Origin of the sequence: Sulfitobacter sp. LC.270.F.C4 (assembly GCF_032922545.1) — a bacterium.
GTDB classification, from domain to species: Bacteria; Pseudomonadota; Alphaproteobacteria; order Rhodobacterales; family Rhodobacteraceae; genus Sulfitobacter; species Sulfitobacter profundi.
Window position 1 is genome coordinate 1,194,341 of the sequence record NZ_CP136692.1, and the last position, 18,383, is coordinate 1,212,723.

17 protein-coding genes are annotated in these 18,383 nt (G+C 62.6%); 5 read left to right on the forward strand and 12 right to left on the reverse strand.

All coding sequences use genetic code 11. From position 1 onward, the window contains the following. The first annotated feature begins 60 nt into the window (after positions 1-60). Complete coding sequence (locus R1T45_RS09740; protein ID WP_317390698.1) at positions 61-2,043, forward strand: tyramine oxidase; 1,983 nt, start codon at positions 61-63, stop codon at positions 2,041-2,043. A gap of 185 nt (positions 2,044-2,228) precedes the next feature. Here R1T45_RS09740 and R1T45_RS09745 read toward each other — a convergent pair whose 3' ends face one another. From R1T45_RS09745 to R1T45_RS09790, 10 genes are all read right to left on the reverse strand, one after another. Beyond that, the gene (locus tag R1T45_RS09745) at positions 2,229-3,083 is read right to left on the reverse strand and encodes a hypothetical protein (RefSeq protein ID WP_317390699.1); all 855 of its coding nucleotides are present in this window, start codon (positions 3,081-3,083) and stop codon (positions 2,229-2,231) included. Further along, positions 3,080-4,285: an amidase family protein gene (locus R1T45_RS09750; RefSeq protein WP_317390700.1), complete on the reverse strand. Its 1,206-nt coding sequence runs from the start codon at positions 4,283-4,285 to the stop codon at positions 3,080-3,082. The genes R1T45_RS09745 and R1T45_RS09750 overlap by 4 nt, the downstream gene beginning before the upstream one ends. A gap of 11 nt (positions 4,286-4,296) precedes the next feature. After that, on the reverse strand, positions 4,297-5,595 hold the full coding sequence (locus R1T45_RS09755; protein ID WP_120351600.1) for a TRAP transporter large permease: 1,299 nt from the start codon (positions 5,593-5,595) through the stop codon (positions 4,297-4,299). A gap of 2 nt (positions 5,596-5,597) precedes the next feature. Then, on the reverse strand, positions 5,598-6,107 hold the full coding sequence (locus R1T45_RS09760; protein ID WP_132444396.1) for a TRAP transporter small permease: 510 nt from the start codon (positions 6,105-6,107) through the stop codon (positions 5,598-5,600). Positions 6,108-6,200: 93 nt separating this feature from the next. Further along, positions 6,201-7,160 carry a TRAP transporter substrate-binding protein gene (locus R1T45_RS09765; protein WP_120351599.1) on the reverse strand — a complete coding sequence of 320 codons (960 nt, stop codon included), beginning with the start codon at positions 7,158-7,160 and terminating at the stop codon, positions 6,201-6,203. Between the two features lie 69 nt (positions 7,161-7,229). Further along, complete coding sequence (locus R1T45_RS09770; RefSeq protein WP_067940074.1) at positions 7,230-7,898, reverse strand: DUF4286 family protein; 669 nt, start codon at positions 7,896-7,898, stop codon at positions 7,230-7,232. 185 nt (positions 7,899-8,083) lie between these two features. Beyond that, the gene (locus tag R1T45_RS09775) at positions 8,084-8,962 is read right to left on the reverse strand and encodes a LysR family transcriptional regulator (RefSeq protein WP_067627078.1); all 879 of its coding nucleotides are present in this window, start codon (positions 8,960-8,962) and stop codon (positions 8,084-8,086) included. A 284-nt stretch (positions 8,963-9,246) separates the two neighbouring features. Further along, positions 9,247-9,558, reverse strand: a complete 312-nt coding sequence (locus R1T45_RS09780; RefSeq protein WP_317390701.1) for a hypothetical protein — start codon at positions 9,556-9,558, stop codon at positions 9,247-9,249. 8 nt (positions 9,559-9,566) lie between these two features. Then, entirely contained in the window at positions 9,567-12,050 is a 2,484-nt protein-coding gene (gene ctaD, locus R1T45_RS09785) for a cytochrome c oxidase subunit I (protein ID WP_317390702.1), read from the reverse strand. Beyond that, positions 12,047-12,688 (reverse strand): cytochrome B, encoded by a 642-nt coding sequence (locus R1T45_RS09790; protein ID WP_317390703.1) that lies wholly within the window; start codon positions 12,686-12,688, stop codon positions 12,047-12,049. Before R1T45_RS09790 ends, ctaD begins: the two co-directional genes overlap by 4 nt. Before the next feature lie 45 nt (positions 12,689-12,733). Between R1T45_RS09790 and R1T45_RS09795 the strand changes: the two genes are divergently transcribed. Then, a complete protein-coding gene (locus R1T45_RS09795) occupies positions 12,734-13,249 on the forward strand; it encodes a DUF2231 domain-containing protein (RefSeq protein ID WP_317390704.1) in 516 nt (171 codons plus the stop codon). On the opposite strand, the gene R1T45_RS09800 is transcribed toward R1T45_RS09795, so the two are convergent. Beyond that, positions 13,219-13,731 (reverse strand): CopD family protein, encoded by a 513-nt coding sequence (locus R1T45_RS09800; RefSeq protein WP_317390705.1) that lies wholly within the window; start codon positions 13,729-13,731, stop codon positions 13,219-13,221. The two genes, R1T45_RS09795 and R1T45_RS09800, sit on opposite strands and share 31 nt — an antisense overlap. Beyond that, complete coding sequence (locus R1T45_RS09805; protein ID WP_317390706.1) at positions 13,728-14,447, reverse strand: cytochrome c oxidase assembly protein; 720 nt, start codon at positions 14,445-14,447, stop codon at positions 13,728-13,730. Before R1T45_RS09805 ends, R1T45_RS09800 begins: the two co-directional genes overlap by 4 nt. 190 nt (positions 14,448-14,637) lie before the next feature. On the opposite strand from R1T45_RS09805, the gene R1T45_RS09810 reads away from it, so the two are divergent. From R1T45_RS09810 to R1T45_RS09820, 3 genes are read left to right on the forward strand one after another with little or no spacing between them, the layout of a single operon-like run. Continuing rightward, positions 14,638-15,378, forward strand: a complete 741-nt coding sequence (locus tag R1T45_RS09810; RefSeq protein WP_317390707.1) for a gluconate 2-dehydrogenase subunit 3 family protein — start codon at positions 14,638-14,640, stop codon at positions 15,376-15,378. A 16-nt stretch (positions 15,379-15,394) separates the two neighbouring features. Continuing rightward, complete coding sequence (locus R1T45_RS09815; protein WP_317390708.1) at positions 15,395-17,155, forward strand: GMC family oxidoreductase; 1,761 nt, start codon at positions 15,395-15,397, stop codon at positions 17,153-17,155. Next, positions 17,152-18,375 (forward strand): c-type cytochrome, encoded by a 1,224-nt coding sequence (locus R1T45_RS09820; RefSeq protein WP_317390709.1) that lies wholly within the window; start codon positions 17,152-17,154, stop codon positions 18,373-18,375. Before R1T45_RS09815 ends, R1T45_RS09820 begins: the two co-directional genes overlap by 4 nt. Positions 18,376-18,383 lie beyond the last annotated feature (8 nt).

The following is an 18,383-nucleotide window of genomic DNA, read 5'->3' on the forward strand; positions in this document are numbered from 1 at the left end:
GGCGATCATTCGGTGTCCGCTATGGCGGGCACCTTCAAGAAAAACATGAAGGGAGACAGCATGTTACGTAAAATTCTACTTGGCGGGGCCGCGGCCTTTGCCCTGACCAGCGGGGCGTCATTTGCGCACCCGCTTGATGGTTTTTCCGGTGAGGAATACCAAAAGATCAATGAAATCCTGCGCGCAGGCGATCTGGCCGGGGATGACACGCTCTATCCGCTGATCGAGTTGATCGAGCCGCCCAAGGCTGATGTGCTGGCATGGAGCGAGGGCGACACGCTCGACCGCCGCGCGATGGTGCATATGTCCAACGCCGACAACAGCGGTTTTGTTGAAACCATCGTAAACCTGACCACTGGAGAGATCGAAAGCAGCGCCCCCACCGAAGGCCAGCCGATGATCCTTTTCAACGAGTTCGCCAATGCTATGACCGCCGCACTAGAGCATCCCGACATGATCGCGGGGCTGGAGAAACGCGGGCTGACGCCGGATCAGGTGTTCTGCCTGCCGCTCACTGCGGGCAACTTCTTCTCTGACGAAGACGACGGCACGCGCTTGATGAAAGTGCCTTGCTATGTTTCGCCCGAAGGGTCGAATTTCTATGCCAAGCCGATTGAGAACATCTATGCTGTGGTCGATCTGCAAAGCGGCAAGGCGCTGCGTGTGATCGACGAAGGCAACGTAGCGATCCCCGAGGACGGCTGGGGCTACACCGGCGAGGAGATTGAGGCCCGGACCCCACAACGCGCCGCGACCAATCCCGCCGTGCTGACCCAAGAGGGCGGGCCGAACTTCACCTATGCCAATGGCGCGCTGGAATGGGATATGTGGCGCATGCGCCTGCGGGTCGACAAACGCCCCGGTCCGGTGCTGTCGAACATCGACGTGAAGGATGGCGAGGAGTGGCGCACGCTGCTCTATCAAGCGCATCTGTCCGAAGTTTTTGTGCCCTATATGGACCCAAGCGCTGGGCTCTATTGGCGGACCTATATGGACAGTGGGGAGTACGGCTTTGGCCTGTTCCTGACCCCGCTGGTGGCCGGGATCGACTGCCCCTCTTACGCGACCTTCCTGCCAGCAATGATCGCGGGTGACGATGGCCAGCCGCTGGAGATCCCCGACGCGGTCTGCATCTTTGAGCGCAACATCGGTGATCCGGCTTGGCGACACTTTGAGGTATTTGCCCAAGGCCCCGACCAATACACCCCCGCCGAAGGTCGGCCCGAGACGGAACTGGTCGTGCGTACGGCGTCAGAGGTTGGCAATTACGACTATCTGATCGACTACCGTTTCAAGCAGAACGGCCAGATGGAGATCAAGATCGGTGCCACGGGTCTCGATGGTGTGAAAGGTGCCGATGCGACGTCGATGGATGATCCTTCGGCAGCGCGAGAAACGGAGTATGGCACGCTGATCGCGCCCAATCTGGTAGCGGCGAACCATGACCACTACTTTAACTTCCGGCTCGACTTCGACATCGACCAGCCCAGCAACCGCTTCATGACGATGGACATCGTCCCCGCCGAAGTGGCCGAGGACAGCCCGCGCAGGTCCTTGTGGAAGGTTGAGCACAACATGCCCAGATCCGAGGCCGAGGCGACCTATCAGGTGTCTTCGTTCAAACCGCGCTACTTCATGCTGCAAAACCCCGACCGCAAAGGCCCGTTGGGGCACAAGCCGGGCTACATGATCCACCACGGCAGCGTCGCCTATGGGCCTTTCGACTTTGAGAACGACCCCCCGATGATCCGCAACGCCTATATCGAGAATTCGGTTTGGAACACGGTGCATGATCCTGAGGAACGATATGCGGGCGGTAAGTTTGCTTTGCAAAGCGACGGCTCAGACACGCTGGCGCAATGGGTCAAAGAAGACGCGCCATTACAGGATCAGGACATCGTGACGTGGTTCACGGCAGGCTTCCACCATGTGCCCCGCACCGAGGATTGGCCTGTGATGTCGACCGAATGGAAGACCGTGCATATCATGCCGCATAACTTCTTCCCGATGAACCCGGCGATCACGATCCGCGATCCTGAATAAGGACGCTTGAGAAAAGAGGGAGGCGAGAGGCACAAGGTCGCTCGCCTTTCTCAGCCGCAAGGTGAAGTTATTCCCTGCGCAGAAACAGCTCTACTAGAGCGCTGGCATCCAAGTCATGGCCAATACGGCGGGCAGCGCCGAAGAGCCGCCGCTAGACCCTACCGCGCAAAACCTAGTGTGGTATATCAACCTACCCTCGCATCGGGCACGGGGATCAGCAGGGTCAGTCGATCTGGGTTCATTTCGGCGATCACGATGGTGCCATCGTCCTGCACAGCCAATCCGTGACCATAGGTTGAAAAAGTACGGCAGCGGCCAATCAGCTCACCATTCGGGGCAAATGCCGACAGGCGCGGGGTTTGGTCAGTGACCAGTAAGACGCCTTGGGATGTCAACGCCAGCGCCATTGGTTTGTGCAGGCCTTTGATCTGACCCAGCCAGATGCCTTCGGGGTCAAATAACTGAACGCGGTTGTTTTCGCGGTCCGCCACGCAGAGCCTGCCTTGGCTGTCGAACAACAGGCAGTGCGGGGTCGAAAACGCGCCCGCTTCGGTCCCGGGATGTCCAAAGGTTTTGAGGTGGCGCAGCGCCGGGGCAAAGATATGAACGGCGCTGTTGCCATATCCGTCAGCGACATAATAGCGTCCGTCCGGACCTTGGGTGCAATCGCAGGGATGATTGAAGGGCCGCCCCAAGCCGGGATGCTCTGCGCAGTCCATACGGGCGGTTTCTTGTAAGGTGTCATCAAGCAGCACGACCTTGTGGCCATCCATGTCCGTGGCGGCGACTTGGCTGGCGGAGGTCGCGCGCAGGCCATGGCCGCAAACGAACTGCGGCAGATTAGCGGTTTCGTCCAACATTGTGCCGTCCAGCCCGAGCATGACCAATTCAGGCGCTTGCCGTCTGAGGACCACGATCCTGTCGCCTATGACCGCGACATCGGAAATACCCGATAGCATGGGATCGCTGACATGGGTCACACGGTAGCGCTGGGCGCCCAAGGCCACATAGGCAGAGGGGCGCTTGGCCGTTTCGCTCAAAGCGCGCCCTGCAATGTTTCGGCCATATTGATCAACATCGCATCCCGTCCCGCAGACGCGGTCAGCATCAGCCCCGCGCCGGGGTGGCTGGTGTTCGGCATGCTGACCGAACAGCCGTCTATTACATTCGCAAAGCTGGTGTTGCGCAGCGCCAGCAGATTGATGCGGTCATAGGTGGCATCCTCGCGCAGATCATCCAGCTTTGGCGGCATGATGGCCACGCTCGGCAGGGCGACCGGCGTGTCGCCAAACAGATGCGCCGCCCGTGCGATCAAAGCTTCCCGCGCGGCTATCGTGCGGGCAAACTCGATCCCGGTGACACCATCCGCCCGCGCCATACGTGATGCCACACGCGGATCAAGCTCTGCGCGGGCGTCGTCGAAATGCGCCCCGTGATGGGCGCGGGATTCCACTGCCGAGAACTGCCAGACGGGCAGGGCGCGGTAGTCATCGAAGAAGTCGAGCGTTTGTCGACGTAGGCTCACGCCAGATGCCTGAAGCGCTTCGAGGGCGGCTTCGAAGGCTTGGGCAACCTCGGGGTCCAATTCGTCCATGCCGAAATTTTCCGGCACGATGACGGCACGCGGCGCGGCAGACGCGGCGAGCGGTTGGTCGCGTAGCACGTTCAAAACCGGGCGCAGCAGGCCGACTTCTCGGGTCAGCACGCCGACACTATCAAGCGAATGGGAAAGCGGCACCGCCCCCGCGCGGGAGATCGTCTGTGCCGTGGCCTTGAACCCGAAGAGCCCGCAAAAGGCCGCCGGGATACGCGCAGAGCCGCCAGTGTCTGTCCCAAGCGCGATGTCTGCCACGCCGCGCGCCACGGCAGAGGCACCGCCCGAGGTCGAGCCGCCCGCGATACAGCCTTCTCTCAAGGGGGTGAGGGGGGTGCCGTAATGTGGGTTCAGGCCGAGGCCGGAATAGGCAAATTCGGTCATATTGGCGTGGCCGATCAGCCCCGCGCCTGCGCTGCGCAGCCGCGCGACCGCCGCGGCATCCTTGGTGGCGGGCGACGTGCCTTTGCGGACCAGCGACCCCGCCTGGGTGACTTGGCCCCGCACGTCGAACAGGTCTTTGACCGCCACGTTCAGCCCCGACAGTGGCCCTTCGCCTTCGACCGGATCATCGAAGGTCTGGGTGAAATCGGGCGCGGCAGCGCGGGCGCGGGCCGCGTCGAGGAGGGATTGAGGGGTGTGTGTCATCAAATCAGCCTTTAAATCGTTTGTTCCACAAGCCACGTCGCGATGCCGGGGAATGCCGTCAGCAGGATCACGGCCAGCACCAAGATCATGAAATAGGGGATGATCATGCGGGTAATCTCAAAGATCGATTTACCAGTCAGGCTCTGGATCACAAACAGATTGAACCCCAGCGGCGGCGTGATCTGCGCCATTTCGACGACGATGATTAGATAAATCCCAAACCACACCGGATCGATCCCCACGGCAGCCACGGCGGGCATCACAACCGAAGTCGTCAGCACAACGATGGAGATCCCGTCGAGGAAACAACCAAGGAGCACGAAGAACACGGTCAGCACGGCGATCAAACCCGCAGCGCTCAGCCCGCTGGCGGAAATGAGTTCGGCCAGTTGCCCGGGCAAGCCCGAAAAGCTCATCGCGGAGGTGAGAAAGGCCGCGCCAAGCAGGATCAGCCCGATCATCGCAGAGGTGCGGGTGGCCCCCAGAAGCGAGGCGACGAAGGTCTCGGCGTTCAGCGACCGGCCAAAAGCCGCGATGATCAGCGCCCCGGCCACACCGATGGCGGCGGCCTCGGTTGCGGTGGCCACACCGGCATAGATCGAGCCGATGACCCCGATGATCAAGCCCACCACCGGCAGCAACATGCGCAGGCGGCGCAGGCGCTCACCCAAGGGCATGCGGGGTTCGGGGTCTGGCACGCCATCGGGGTTCATCTTAGCCCAGATCGCGATATAGCCCGAAAACAGCGCCATGAGCATCAGCCCCGGCACCACGCCCGCTATGAACAAGCGGTTCACGGACACTTGGGCCGCGACGCCATAGACGATCATCACGATCGACGGCGGGATCAACAGGCCAAGCGTGCCCGATCCAGCCAAGGAACCGATGGCAAGCCGGTCGGCATAGCCGCGCGATTTCAGCTCTGGCAGGGAAATGCGGCCAACGGTTGCGGTGGTGGCAGCCGAAGACCCCGAGACCGCCGCAAAGATACCGCAGCCCACGACGTTGACATGCGCCAAGCCGCCGGGCAGCCGCCCGACCCATGGGGCCAGACCAGAAAACAGGTCTTCGGCCAGACGTGTGCGGTAAAGAATTTCGCCCATCCAGATGAACAGTGGCAGCGCCGTCAAGGTCCAGCTGGCGGAATGGGCCCACATGGTGGTGCCGAGGATCGCATCGACCGGCGTAGAGGTGAACATCAAGAAGATCACGACGCCCGAGGCCATCAGCGCCACGCCAACCCAGATGCCCAAGCCCAAAAGCACAAGCAAGGTCACGACCAGAACGGCCGATTGCAGAAAAATATCCATGATTATTCGCCCCGACCTTGTTCGTTTGTATCGTCGCTCTCGACTGGCAGCCCGAGGATCAGGCGCAGGGTGCGCTCGGCAAAGGCCAGTGCAAACAGCACCGACCCCAGCACCATCGCGGATTGCGGCCACCACAGCGGGACGGCCACCACGCCTTGGCTGACTTCATTGTAGGTCCAGCTTTCGTGGACATAGCCAAAGATCGCCCAAGCGACCCAGCCCATCATCACGGCGGCAAAGGCCGCCGCCAGAATATCGGCGATATGACCCAGACGTTTCGGCATCAACTGCCGCAACGATGTGACGCGAATATGATCACCCCGTATCAGCGTGGCCGGCAGGGCGAGGAAGATCGACGCACTCAGCCCCCATGCCGCGAAATCATCGGCTGACGGGATTTGGCTTCCCATCAGGCGCAGGCCAATCTGCGACAGGATCAAGACCGCGATCCCCAGCAAGGACAGCGCGGCCAAGGCTCCGCAAAAGTTGAAGAGATGGCGGGTCAGCATCATGGCGGCGGGCTCCGAATAAGGGGGCGGGGAGGGGGCGAATACCCCGGTCTAGTAGAAAAGGCCCGGGCAAACGACTGCCCGGGCCTGCTGAGATCAGTTCATCGCGTCGACGATTTTCTGACCTTCTTCGCCAGCCTGTTCCAGCCATTCCGCGCGCATCGTCGCGGCGATGGTTTCAAAGTCGCTGGCCAGCCCTTCGGGGGTCGGCAGGACGTTCATGCCATTGTCGGCCATCGTGTTGGTTGCTTCGCCAGTGGCTTCCTCGGCCATTTCAAAGCCACGGGTTTCCGCCAGTTCAGCCGCTTCTTGCAGCGCGGTTTTCACCTCGTCAGAGAGGCCGTCGTAGGCGCCTTTGTTCACGATCACCATGTTCTTGGGCAGGAAGGCCTGAACGTCATAGTAATGCGACACGAAGTCCCATGCTTGGCTGTCGACACCTGTCGAGGGCGAGGTGATCATGCCGTTGATGACCCCGGTCGAGAAGGCTTGGCTGATCTCGGAAGTGGCGATGGTGGCGGGAACGGCGCCCAAAAGCTCGGCCAGACGCGCGGTCGAGGGGTTGTAGGCGCGGAACTTGACACCCTCGAAGGAGGCGGCGTCGGTGACTTCCTGGTTCATGTAAACGCCCTGCGGCGGCCAGGGGGCGGCAAACAACAGCACCAGACCATCTTCGGCCAGCTTTTCTTCGTAGATCGGGCGGGAAGCTTCCCAAAGAGCGCGGGCCTCGTCAAATGTCGTCGCCAAAAGCGGCACGGCATCGGCAGAGTAAACCGCGTCTTCGTTGCCAAGCGCTGAGATCAGAACTTCGCCGATGGGAACGATGCCGCGCTGCACGCCGCGCTTCAGTTCGGGGCGCTTGAGCAGGACCGAGTTCGACACAACGTCGATTTCCAGCGCGCCATCCGACAGGCGGGCCACGTCATCAGCGAAGGCGCGGATGTTCTGGGTCAGATAGTTGCCGTCGGGCGCATCGGCCGACATTTTCCACGTTTCGGCATGGGCAAGACCGGCTGTCAGGGCCGCGATCGCGGTTCCGATGAGAAGGTGTTTCATGTGTGGTATCTCCTGTTGGGGTGGTTTGTTGTTCTTGCCCTGCCGTATTGGCAGGGCAGGGTGGTTCACTCAGTCTTCCAATGCGGGCAGGTCTTGCGCGTCCAGCGACCACATCAGGCGGAAGGTTTCGGCCTCGCGCACCGCGCCGCCCAGCTTTTCGGTCAGCTGGCGCAGGGTCGCTTCGGCGATCGGCTCTGACGTCACATCCACCGCGATGCAAGGCGCCAGAACGCGCCCTTCGGTGTTTTCAGACGGCAGCGGGGTCGAAAGGGTTTCGTCGGGGATCATGTGATGCACCCGCAGCACACCCTCTTCGGCCATCAATTTACCAAGCACGTCGGCGACGGCGTCGCGATCCATGGCATCTGGCACCAGTTCGATCAGCACCAGCGCGCCGCCCCAGCCAAAGCCGCCCTCTTGCGCGACCTGCATCACCCGACGGCGGGTGTTGGACATGCGCCCGAAGTTGGTGATCGACCATTGGGTCTGCTTGGTAAAGGCTTTGCGGTAGGCTTCGGAGGTGAAATCGGCAAGGTTGCTGGCGCGGTAAAGCGCGAGGTAGCGCCGTGCCGAGCCCGATACCGCACGATAGCGCCGCGCGCCGGTGAAGCCCGGAATGCGAACGCGCTCTTCCATATGTTCCCGGTCATACCACTGGTTAAAGTCAGCCTCATGATCGGGGTCGATATCGCTCCAGACGAAAAGCTGTGCCTGATCGGTTGTACGGATATTGCTCATTCTGCATCCTGATCCTTGGACAAAGCTTTCCCGTCACGTGGCGGGGCACGGCCCGTCTCCATCGAGGTGCGGTCAAGCTCTGTCGATTGTTGTTGGGGCACACTTGCCGAGATGGGGTCCAACGACAAACGGGATTATTCAGGGGGGGGTGATAGGGTTTTCCGATCAGGCCAATTCAGGCCATGTCAGGTCTGCCGCTGATGACGCTCCGCACAGGCCCGCGCAAGATCGGCAATTGCCTTGTAGGTTGCTACGTCGGAACTGCGCCGCCAGATGCAATAGAGGGGGAGCGGCGGCAGCTGCGCATCGACATCAAGCTCATAGATTCCCGGCCCGGCCAAATCGCAGGCCAGCGGCAGGGTCGCGATGCCCAGCCCGCGCTGCGTCAACCGCGCAATCGCAGCCATCGAGGTGATGCAATGCACGATCGAAGGCCGCAGGCCGCGATCGCTGAAAAGCGCAAGAACATTGGCGTGCGGGCGTGAATTGCGGGTAAAGGTGATCAGCGGACTGGTAACGACATCGGCGAGGGACAGTTTCTCGTCGCGCATCCCCTCCGGGCCGAACCATCCCATGGCCAGCGGCGGCAAGTCCGCGCAAACGCAGGTTTGGTCGTGGCGGTCATCTGTCGTCAGCAACATATCCAGCGCGCCGCGTTCAAAGGCCGCGGCGATGTTCGGCGTGGGCTCGACCGTCAGTTCAAGCTCCAGCCGGGGATAGCATCGCGCCACCTCTTCGATCAGATCACAAAGCCAAGTATGAACGACCGAAGACACCAACCCCAAACGCACCCGCCCCGCGGCGGTGGTGGGATCGGAGAGCGTGTTGCGCAAATTGCGCTCCGTCGCGAGCATCTCTTGCGCCTTGTCGAGGATCATCGCCCCGGCCACCGTGATCCGGGTGGCGTGGAATTCACGGTCAAACAGGTCCACCTGAAGGTCCGTCTCAAGTGAGGAAATCCGACTGGACACCGTCGCTTGGCTGACATTCAACTGCTCGGCTGCCGCCCGGAAGCTTCCCAAGTTGGCGACCGTGACGAAGGTTTCTAAAAAGCGCGTGTTCACCAAGAACCTCTATTCTTATGTTTCGGTCGCGAAGAACGAGGGTAGGTTAAGCTGGCGGTAAAGTCACCTGTTCTCAATGGGCTTTTGGCCCGGAAAGCCTTAGGGGAGCGCCTGTAGCGAGCGCTACGTTCGAACGGTCCGGCATGGTTGGCAGCACGGCTACATTGTGTTTCGTCTGGATGGCCCCACTGAAGCCCATTAAGTTCGTCCGGGAAAAGGGGCACTTCGGTCATTATCTGATTTGCCCAACGGAGCCGGGGTTGGCCCGTGCTGGTTGGCCCTCTCTAACCGCAGGTGGATGACACGACTATGGGGAAAGAAGTCCAGACCGTCGCGGTCAAGCCGGACAAGGCGGTTGCAAGATTTACCTTGCGGTAGAAATCCGAGGTCGGACCAAAAGACCATTTCCCCACTGTCAGCAATAGAACCAGTTGCAACACAATCGCGGCAAGCCAGGCTATCAGCAGCGCCCAGCGAAAAAGTGACAAGCCGAGCCAGGCGACCTCCGGCCAGCCAAGGGCGCAGCCGAGGCCGTGCAGCCCGTAGATCGCGCTGAAACTGGCCAGCCAGACCAGCAGCGGCAGGAGAATGCGCAACAACTCTCTCACGCGATCAGCCCCGGCAGATGCGCCGCAAGCAGGATCAGCACCGTGATCGCTGCCAGATAGTCGGACCAGAGCGCCACAATGGCGAAACCCGCCCGACGCTGAGGCGACGTGAAACCACGCCGGACCTGCAGGATCAGAAAGCCCTGCATCAGCCCGACGAGCATTGCATGGGCCAGCCCATAGGCGCCGAGGATCAGGAGCGTTGCGGCATAGGCATGGCCGTCCGGGGGCGGCAGGCGCAGCAGCAGGGCCCCGAACACCACCGCCGTGGCAACCGTCGCCAGCAACGCCGGAGCAAGGGCGACCATAGGGGCGGTGCCCGCGCGGTTGCGGCGGGCGCTCAGGTGCTGGGCCAAGGCGGCGGCGAGCGCTGCACCGATGCCGAAGGCAAGCTCGACCCAAGAGGGGGCGAGCCATTGGGCTGGGGGCCAGCCGGGCGCGACGGTCCAGAGGAAGGCATAGCCGAAAAGGAGGGAGCCGAAGAAGGTCGCATTGGCCACCAGCAGGAAGGTCGAGCCCCACCAGCCCGGCGATCTGTCACCCTCACTTGCCAACGGCAATGTCGTGCCGCGTCCAACCTTTTGCGGACCTTGATCGCCGCGCGCGCTCAATTGCCAGACCCAGACCAGCGCCAAGGCCGCCACGCCGGCCAGTGCCAGCGGGGTGAGCCAAAAGAGCTTGAGCAGGATCGACAGGAAGAACCCGCCCGTCACCGCCGCCATCAGGATCGGCAGCCGTGTGTTGCCGGGATAGATGACCAGCGCTTCGGGGCGACCGCTGGCGGCATCGACCATCAAGGTCTCGCGTCGGGCCACCTCGGGCGCGCCGAGGTAACCTTCGCCCTTGGCCAACCGGTTGGCCAGATCTGGCGTGTCGTAAAGCGGGGCACGCGCGCCCACCATCGGCAGGCTGGCGAAGTTATAGGAGGCGGGTGGCGACATGCCGGCCCATTCCAAGGTACCGGCCCGCCACGGGTTGCGCGGGCCGCGCACCGCGACGAAGCTGTGGATGATGATGTCGACCAGCACCATCGCAAGGCCGATCGCCATGACGAAACTGCTGACCGAAGAGATGAAGTTAATGACCCCCCAGCCAGTCTCGGCGTCATAGGTCTCGATCCGGCGGCGCTGGCCCAGCAGGCCGACCCAATGCATCGCCAGAAAGGTGCCGTGAAAGCCTAGGAAGATCAGCGCGAACGCCAGTTCGCCAAGCCGGAACAGCCGCTTGCGTCCGCTCACCAGCGGCAGCCAGTAGTAGATCCCCGCCAGCATCGGAAAGACGAAACCGCCGAACAGCACATAGTGCAGGTGCGCGGTGATGAAGGCCGTGTCATGGGCCTGCCAGTCAAAAGGCACCACGGCCACCATCACGCCGGTCAGCCCGCCGATGATGAAGGTGACAAAGAACCCGAGGATGTGCAGCATCGGCATGTGCAACTCGGGCCGCCCCTTCCACATGGTGCCGATCCAGGCAAAGACCTGCACCCCCGTCGGCACCGCCACCAGCGTCGAGGCGGCCGAGAAGAACGCCAGTCCCATATGCGGAATGCCGGTGGTGAACATATGGTGCACCCAAAGCCCGAAGCTGAGGAAAGCCAGCGCCAAAGCGCTCACGACGATCCAGCCGTAGCCCAGCAGCGTCGTGCGCGCCATCACGGGGATCACGGTCGAGATCACCCCGGCGGCGGGCAAGAAAATGATATAGACCTCCGGGTGGCCGAACAGCCAGAACAGGTGCTGCCAAAGCAGGCTGTCGCCGCCCAGATCGGCTTGGAAGAACGGCAGGCCGAAGGCGCGCTCAACCTCAAGCAGCACCGAGCCGAGGATCAGCGGCGGAAATCCGGTGAGGATCATCAGCGAAGTGACCAGCGCGTACCAAGCAAATATCGGCATCTTGTCGAGCGACATGCCGGGCGCGCGGTATTTCAGGATCGAGACTGTGAATTCGACGGCGGCGCAGATCGCGGAAATCTCGACAAAAGTGATGCCGATCAGCCAGAAATCGGTGTTGATGCCGGGCGAATGCAGCGGACCGGTCAGCGGCGGATACATGAACCAGCCGCCATCAGGCGCGATGCCGAAGAACAGCGCCACCAGCAGCATCGCGCCGCCGAAGGCATAGCACCAGTAGCCGTAAGCGGTGAGCCGCGGGAAGGCGAGGTCGCGGGTGCCCAGCATCTTGGGCAGCAGATAGATCGCCAGCCCCTCGAAGGCGGGAATGGCGAATAGGAACATCATGATCGTGCCATGCATGGTAAAGAACTGCGCAAAGGCACCGGCATCCACGAAAGCGGAATCGGGTGTCGCCAGTTGCGCGCGGATCAACATCGCCAACACACCACCGACGAGGAAGAAGAAGAAGGCAGTGACAAGAAACATCCGCCCGAGGTCGGAATGGTTTACGCTGCTGGTCCAGCCCTTCCAGCCCGGCTCTGAGGCCCAGATCGTATCCAGCTTGCGGTGACGGCGCAGCGCGTTCATGGCGTCTCCTTCGCGGTAAAGGCGGCCCAGCCCGCCGGGTCATGGGCCTCAACCGAGAAGGTATGGCGGCTGTAGCCCTCGCCGTTGTACTCGGCGGTCAGGCCCCGGTAGGTGCCGGGGGCATCGGCCTCGATCCGCAGCACGTTGACATGGCCGGGAATGGCGTCCAGCTTTCCAGCCAGACGCGGCACCCAAAAGCTGTGCACCACATCCCGGCTGGTGATCGCCACATCGACGGGCCGCCCGGCGGGGATGTGCAGCAGGTTCTCGGTGACATGGCCGGGGCGGTCGTCATAGGAAAAGCGCCAGGCCCATTGCCGGGCCTCGGCCTCGACCCGCACCACATCCGCCGCGGCGCGGGGCATCAGCCGCTCGCCGGTGACCAGACCATAGGCCAGCAAGGCCGCAAGGACCGCGATGGAAAAACACAGGCCCAGACCGATGATCCAGACCTTTTCATCCCGCGTGACATTTTCTGCCTGCCGGGGTGTCCTGAAGGCGCCGATCACCAGCGCCGCCACCAGCGCGAGGATCAGCCCCGCGCCGATGAACATCACCCACCAGAGCGTCGCGATGGCGCGCGCCGCCGGGCCCGCCGGATCGACCACCGACAGATCGCCGCTGCAACCAATCAGCACACCGCACGTTGTCCCTGCAATCACCCCCCGAAGGAGCCTGCCCCGATGAGCGAGCAAAGCAATGAGACGGGCGAGGACCGGTTGATCGACCCGATCGCCTCTCAGCCCGGCTATGAAGAGACCGAGACCCGCATCGCGCTTGAGGGCCACCCGATCCACGCCATGAGCGTGGCCTTTCCCATCGCGCTGCCCTTCTGCTTGCTGGGGGCCGATCTGCTCTATTGGTGGACCGGCGATGCCTTTTGGGCGCGGGCGGCCCTCTGGGCGGCGGGGACGGCGTTCTTCTTTGGCGTGCTGGCGGGGTTTTCCGGCACCGCCGAGCTTTTGCTCGTGAGCGGCATCCGCTCCCGCGCTGCCGCTTGGACCCATGCGATCATCGCCGTGACCTTGCTGGCGGTCTTGGGCGCGAATTGGGGCCACCGGCTCTATGGCTATGAGGCGGCGGTGCTGCCTTACGGCATCCTCCTGTCGGGGCTGGGCGCGGTGATGGTGGGGTTCACGGGTTGGCATGGGGGCAAATTGGTCTTTGATTATCGTTTGGGCACGTCAAAGGGCAATTGACCGCCCTGCGGTTCAAGCAGCCAGCCGGGCAGGGGGAAGTCCCAGAGGTCGGGCTTGCCTAAAACCAGCATGAGGATCGCGATGACGGGGATGCCGACGGCAGTGATCGGCAGATAGGATCGGGGCAGGCGGTGTTTCTCTGGCTTCTCGGCCACCTGCACCACCAGATGCCCAATCCAAGCATGGGCGGCGGCAAGCGCCGCGACAAACAGCAGCTTGGCATAGAGCCAGGGGACGAATGCCTCGCGAAAGAAGATCAGCCATGTGCCTGCCACCACCGCCACGACGGCAGCGGGGGTGACGAGGATGGCATAGGTCGTATGAGTGGCGCGGCGGATGCGACTGTATTCTGCCGCCGTGCCAGCGGGATCATGGCGCGACAGCATCAAGGGCAGGGCGAGCAGCCCCGCGCACCACAGGATAAGCGCGGCGATATGCACGCCCTTGAAGAGCGTGATGAGAACCGGGAACCAGCCGCTCACGCGCTGCCCGCCCGCAGGGTCGCCCATCCGCGCCGTGCCACGGCCCCGGCGACGACCGCATAGGGCAGTCCCGCGGGCACCCACATCAGGATGCCGCCAAGCTGCTGGTCGGCCAGCGGCGAGAAGCCCCAGTCCATGGGGGCAACGGCATGGGCGGCATAAAGCGCTTCGGGCGCGAAGGTCAGGATCGCCCCCAAAAGACCCATCTGGGCAAAACCGGCGATGAGCAGGGTCAGCGCTTCGACAGGTGTGCGGCCGGGGGAAAAGACAGCGCGCCAGAACCATAAGGCAGCGCCGAGCAGGCTAATCTGCATCAGCCAGTACACCCCGACATGCGAGAGCGCGAGGTCATAGGCCACCGGCAGATGCCAGCCCCAAAGCACCACGGTCGAGACCGCGAAGGCCGCCATCGCACCACCCGCCCGCCGCGAGGGCCATGCGCGGGCCAGCAGCGGCGCAGCCACGGCGACGAGCAGCACGTGATGCACCACCCGCGCCGAAAACAGAGCCGAGGAAAGCGCACAGAGGGGCGAGACGAAGGCCAGCACCAGAACGCCCGCGGCAGCCAATCCGTGGCAGCTGCGCGCGCGCAGGACAACGAAGAAGAGCAGGGACAGAGCGGCGAGAAGGAGCGGATCGAAGTTCCAGCGAAACCAAAAATCCTCCGGCCCCGGTGCCGGTCCACAATAGGTTCGGATCCAAGCATCGCTGAGCAAGGTCTATTTTCCCTTCGGTCGTTCCTTAAGAGGAACGCTGCGCGCGGGCACATCGTTCCAAACGAATTGAGTCGCGGTTGGGTTTCCCCTCAGCCCGATCAATTTTCCTTGACCCGCGGTAAAAGCGATCCAGCTTCTACCACAGGGCGCATTACGCCCCGAGGCTACATGCATCACTTGGAGGGGTCACTTGTCTTTTCCGACGCGCCGCAAAATTCTGAAATCCCTGCTGTTCTGCGGCACCGCCATCGCCGCCCCTTCGGCTGTCTTCGGCGCGATCTATGGCCGGGGCGAGGGGATGCCTTGGGAGCCCCTGAAGGGCCAGCCGCCGTATTACGGCACCCAAGAGGATCGGTTCTTTACCCCCGATGAACGCGAGGCCGTCGCCGCGATCTGCGCGCGGCTGATCCCCTCGGATGGGGACGGGCCGGGGGCGGTTGAGGCTGATGTGATCACCTTCCTCGACCGGCAGATGGCGGGGTTCTATGGCCGTGGGCAGCATTGGTACATGAAGGGCCCCTTCCTCGAAGGCACGGCGACCCAAGGCTATCAAAGCGAGCACCCCCCGGCAGAGCTCTACCGCCACGCGCTTGCCGAACTTGACGCCTATTGCCGCGCACAGCAGGACGCCGGTTTTGCCGCGCTGAGCGCGGCGCAACAGGACGAGATCCTCAAAGGTATGGACGACGAGGAAATCACCTTCGACCCGGTCTCGGCCAAGGCGTTCTTTGACCTGATCCTGAAAAACACCATCGAAGGCTATTTCGCCGATCCGATCTACGGCGGCAACCGGGACATGGTGGCGTGGCACTACGTCGGCTTCCCCGGCACCCGCTATGATTACCGCGATTTCGTGGGCCACAACGGCGCGCGCATTGATCTGCCGCCGGTCAGCCTAATGGGCCGTCCCGGCTGGAACAGCTCTGAATAAGACACGAGGTGACACGATGACGAAGCAGCTTCCAAAGGTCGACGTGGTTCTGGTCGGTTTCGGCTGGACCGGGGCGATCTACGCCGAGAAGCTGACCGCCGCCGGGATGGAGGTGCTGGCGCTGGAACGCGGCCCGTGGCGCGACACGCCCACGGATTTCGCCACCACCTTCGCGCAGGACGAACTGCGCTATTACTGGCGCCACGGCATGTTCCAGGAAGCCTCGCAATCCACCGTCACTTTCCGCAACAACGGCGCACAGACGGCGCTGCCGATGCGGCACTGGGGGTCCTTCCTGCCGGGCAACGGAGTGGGCGGCTCGGGCGTGCATTGGAACGGCCAGACTTACCGTTTCCTGCCATCGGATTTCGTCGCGAAAAGCCATAACGAGGAACGCTATGGCCCGCTGCCCGAGGGGATGACGGTGCAGGACTACGGCGTCACCTATGACGAGTTGGAGCCGCATTTCGACTATTTCGAGAAGATCTGCGGCATCTCCGGCACGGCGGGCAACCTGCGGGGTGACATCCGTGAGGGCGGCAACCCTTTCGAGGGGCCGCGCAGCGATGACTACCCCAATCCGCCGATGCAGATGACCTTTTCGCAGGACCGGTTCGACGCTTCGGCGCGGGATATGGGGTTGAACCCTTTCCCCGTGCCCTCGGCCAATATGTCGCGCGCCTATGTCAATCCGCTGGGGATGCAGCTGGCCCCCTGCACCTATTGTGGCTTTTGCGAGAAACACGGCTGCGGCAACTATTCCAAATCCTCGCCGCAGACCACGATTATCCCGGTTTTGATGAAGCGGGAGAATTTCACCCTACGCACGGATTCCGAAGTGCTCTCGGTCGAGAAATCCCCCGATGACACCCGCACCACTGGCGTCACATACGTCGACACCAGCGGCGAGGAATTCTTCCAGCCCGCCGAGGTCGTGGTGCTCTGTGCTTACCCGCTTGAGAACGCCCGGCTGATGCTCTTGTCCGATATCGGCACGCCCTATGATCCGCAGACCGGTGAAGGCGTGGTGGGCAAGAACTACTGCTATCAGGTGATGTCCGGCGCGACGGTCTTTTACGATGAGGAATATACCAACGGCTTTGTCGGCGCGGGCGCGCTCGGCATGGCGGTGGATGAATACAACGGCGACAATTTCGACCATTCCGGGCTGGGCTTTATCGGGGGCGGCTATATCGCCTGCTATACCACCAACGCCCGGCCCATCGAAAGCCATCCGGTGCCTGAGGGCGTGCCGGGCTGGGGCAGCGAATGGAAACAGTCGGTCCGGGCCAATTTCCTCAAGACCACCAACGTGGGCGTGCACGGCGCCTCGATGGCGCATCGCAGCAATTACCTCGATCTTGATCCCACCTATACCGACCGACATGGCAGGCCGCTCTTGCGCATGACCTATGATTTCACGCTGAACGACCGCCGGCTGACTGCCCATCTCACCCCGGTGGCCGAAGAGATTGCCCGAGGCATGGGCGGCCGTGAAGTCAACGTGGCCGAGCGCAAGGGATCCTACGACTCGATGCCCTATCAAACCACGCATAACACCGGCGGCACGATCATGGGGACCGACCCGCAGACCAGCGTCTGCAACCGCTATTGCCAGAGTTGGGACCTGCACAACCTCTTCGTCGCCGGGGCAGGGCTGTTTCCCCAAAACGCGGGCTACAACCCGACCGGCACCGTGGCGGCGCTGGCCTATTGGTCGGTCGCGGCGATCATCGATCAATATATGGCCGATCCCGGCCCGCTGGTGCAGGCATGAAGCGGCTGGCCCTGATCACCGCCCTCTGCGGCGCGAGCCTTGTCCCGGCTGAGGCGCAGGAGCTTGCCTCCTCCGAAGTGGAGCGGGGCCGCTACCTGACGCAGGCGGGCGACTGCAAAGCCTGCCACACGGATATCGACAACGACGGCATTCCCTTTGCCGGGGGCAGGGCGCTGAAGACGCCCTTCGGCACGATCTATTCCGCCAACCTCACCCCGGATGACGAGACCGGGCTGGGCCGCTGGTCGCGCGAGGATTTCTACAATGCGTTGAACGAGGGGATCGACGACGAGGGGCGGCACCTCTACCCCGCGATGCCCTATCCCTATTTCACCCTGATGACCCGGCAGCAGACCGATGCGATCTTTGCCTATCTGCAATCGCTCGAACCGGTGCATGTGGAGGAAGAGGAAAACGATCTGCCGTTTCCGCTTAACATCCGCATGTCGGTGAGCGGCTGGAAGCTGTTGTTCTTCGAGGACGAGGAATTTGTGACCGACCCGGACCGCTCCGAGGCATGGAACCGTGGCCGTTTCCTCGTTGACGGGCCGCTGCACTGTGGCGGCTGTCACACCGGCAAGAACATCCTCGGTGCAAGCAAGGACGATGAATACCTGCGCGGCGGTACGCTGGAGAATTGGTTCGCCCCGAACATCCGCGGCGGTGAGAATGGCGGCATTGCGCATTGGAGCGAGGACGACATCTTCGAGTTCCTGAAATACGGACGCGCCAAACACACCGCCCCGATGCAGCGCATGGGGGAGGTTGTTTCGATCTCGACCCAGTTTCTGGAAGAGAAAGACCTGCGGTCCGTCGCCACCTATCTCAAAACCCTCGACGACACGGCGCGCGCGTCGGAAGAGGCCCCCGAGACGGCGCGAATGGAGGCCGGGGAAGGGCTTTACTTCGACAATTGCGCCGCCTGCCACGTGGCCGATGCCTCGGGCGTGCCCTATTTCTTCGCCCCGCTCAGCACGTCGAACAAATTACACGCCAAGGATCCTTCGACAGCGATCCGTGTCATCCTCGGCGGCGCCCGCGCCCAGCCGACCGAAACGATCCCAAGCATGCTGGCCATGCCACCCTTCGCGTGGAAACTCACCGACGCGCAGATCGCCGACTTGCTGACCTACCTGCGCAATACCGGGGACCGCCAGAGCGGCGCGGTCTCTGCTGAGGCCGTGGCCGAGATGCGCGAATATCTAGCTGAGGAATATTGAGGGTGACC

Coding starts and splice junctions, on each gene's coding strand:
- R1T45_RS09740 (WP_317390698.1), top strand. CDS start 61: ATGTTACGTAAAATTCTACTTGGCGGGGCCGCGGCCTTTGCCCTGACC.
- R1T45_RS09750 (WP_317390700.1), bottom strand. CDS start 4,285: ATGACACACACCCCTCAATCCCTCCTCGACGCGGCCCGCGCCCGCGCT.
- R1T45_RS09755 (WP_120351600.1), bottom strand. CDS start 5,595: ATGGATATTTTTCTGCAATCGGCCGTTCTGGTCGTGACCTTGCTTGTG.
- R1T45_RS09760 (WP_132444396.1), bottom strand. CDS start 6,107: ATGATGCTGACCCGCCATCTCTTCAACTTTTGCGGAGCCTTGGCCGCG.
- R1T45_RS09765 (WP_120351599.1), bottom strand. CDS start 7,160: ATGAAACACCTTCTCATCGGAACCGCGATCGCGGCCCTGACAGCCGGT.
- R1T45_RS09770 (WP_067940074.1), bottom strand. CDS start 7,898: ATGAGCAATATCCGTACAACCGATCAGGCACAGCTTTTCGTCTGGAGC.
- ctaD (WP_317390702.1), bottom strand. CDS start 12,050: ATGAACGCGCTGCGCCGTCACCGCAAGCTGGATACGATCTGGGCCTCA.
- R1T45_RS09795 (WP_317390704.1), top strand. CDS start 12,734: ATGAGCGAGCAAAGCAATGAGACGGGCGAGGACCGGTTGATCGACCCG.
- R1T45_RS09815 (WP_317390708.1), top strand. CDS start 15,395: ATGACGAAGCAGCTTCCAAAGGTCGACGTGGTTCTGGTCGGTTTCGGC.
- R1T45_RS09820 (WP_317390709.1), top strand. CDS start 17,152: ATGAAGCGGCTGGCCCTGATCACCGCCCTCTGCGGCGCGAGCCTTGTC.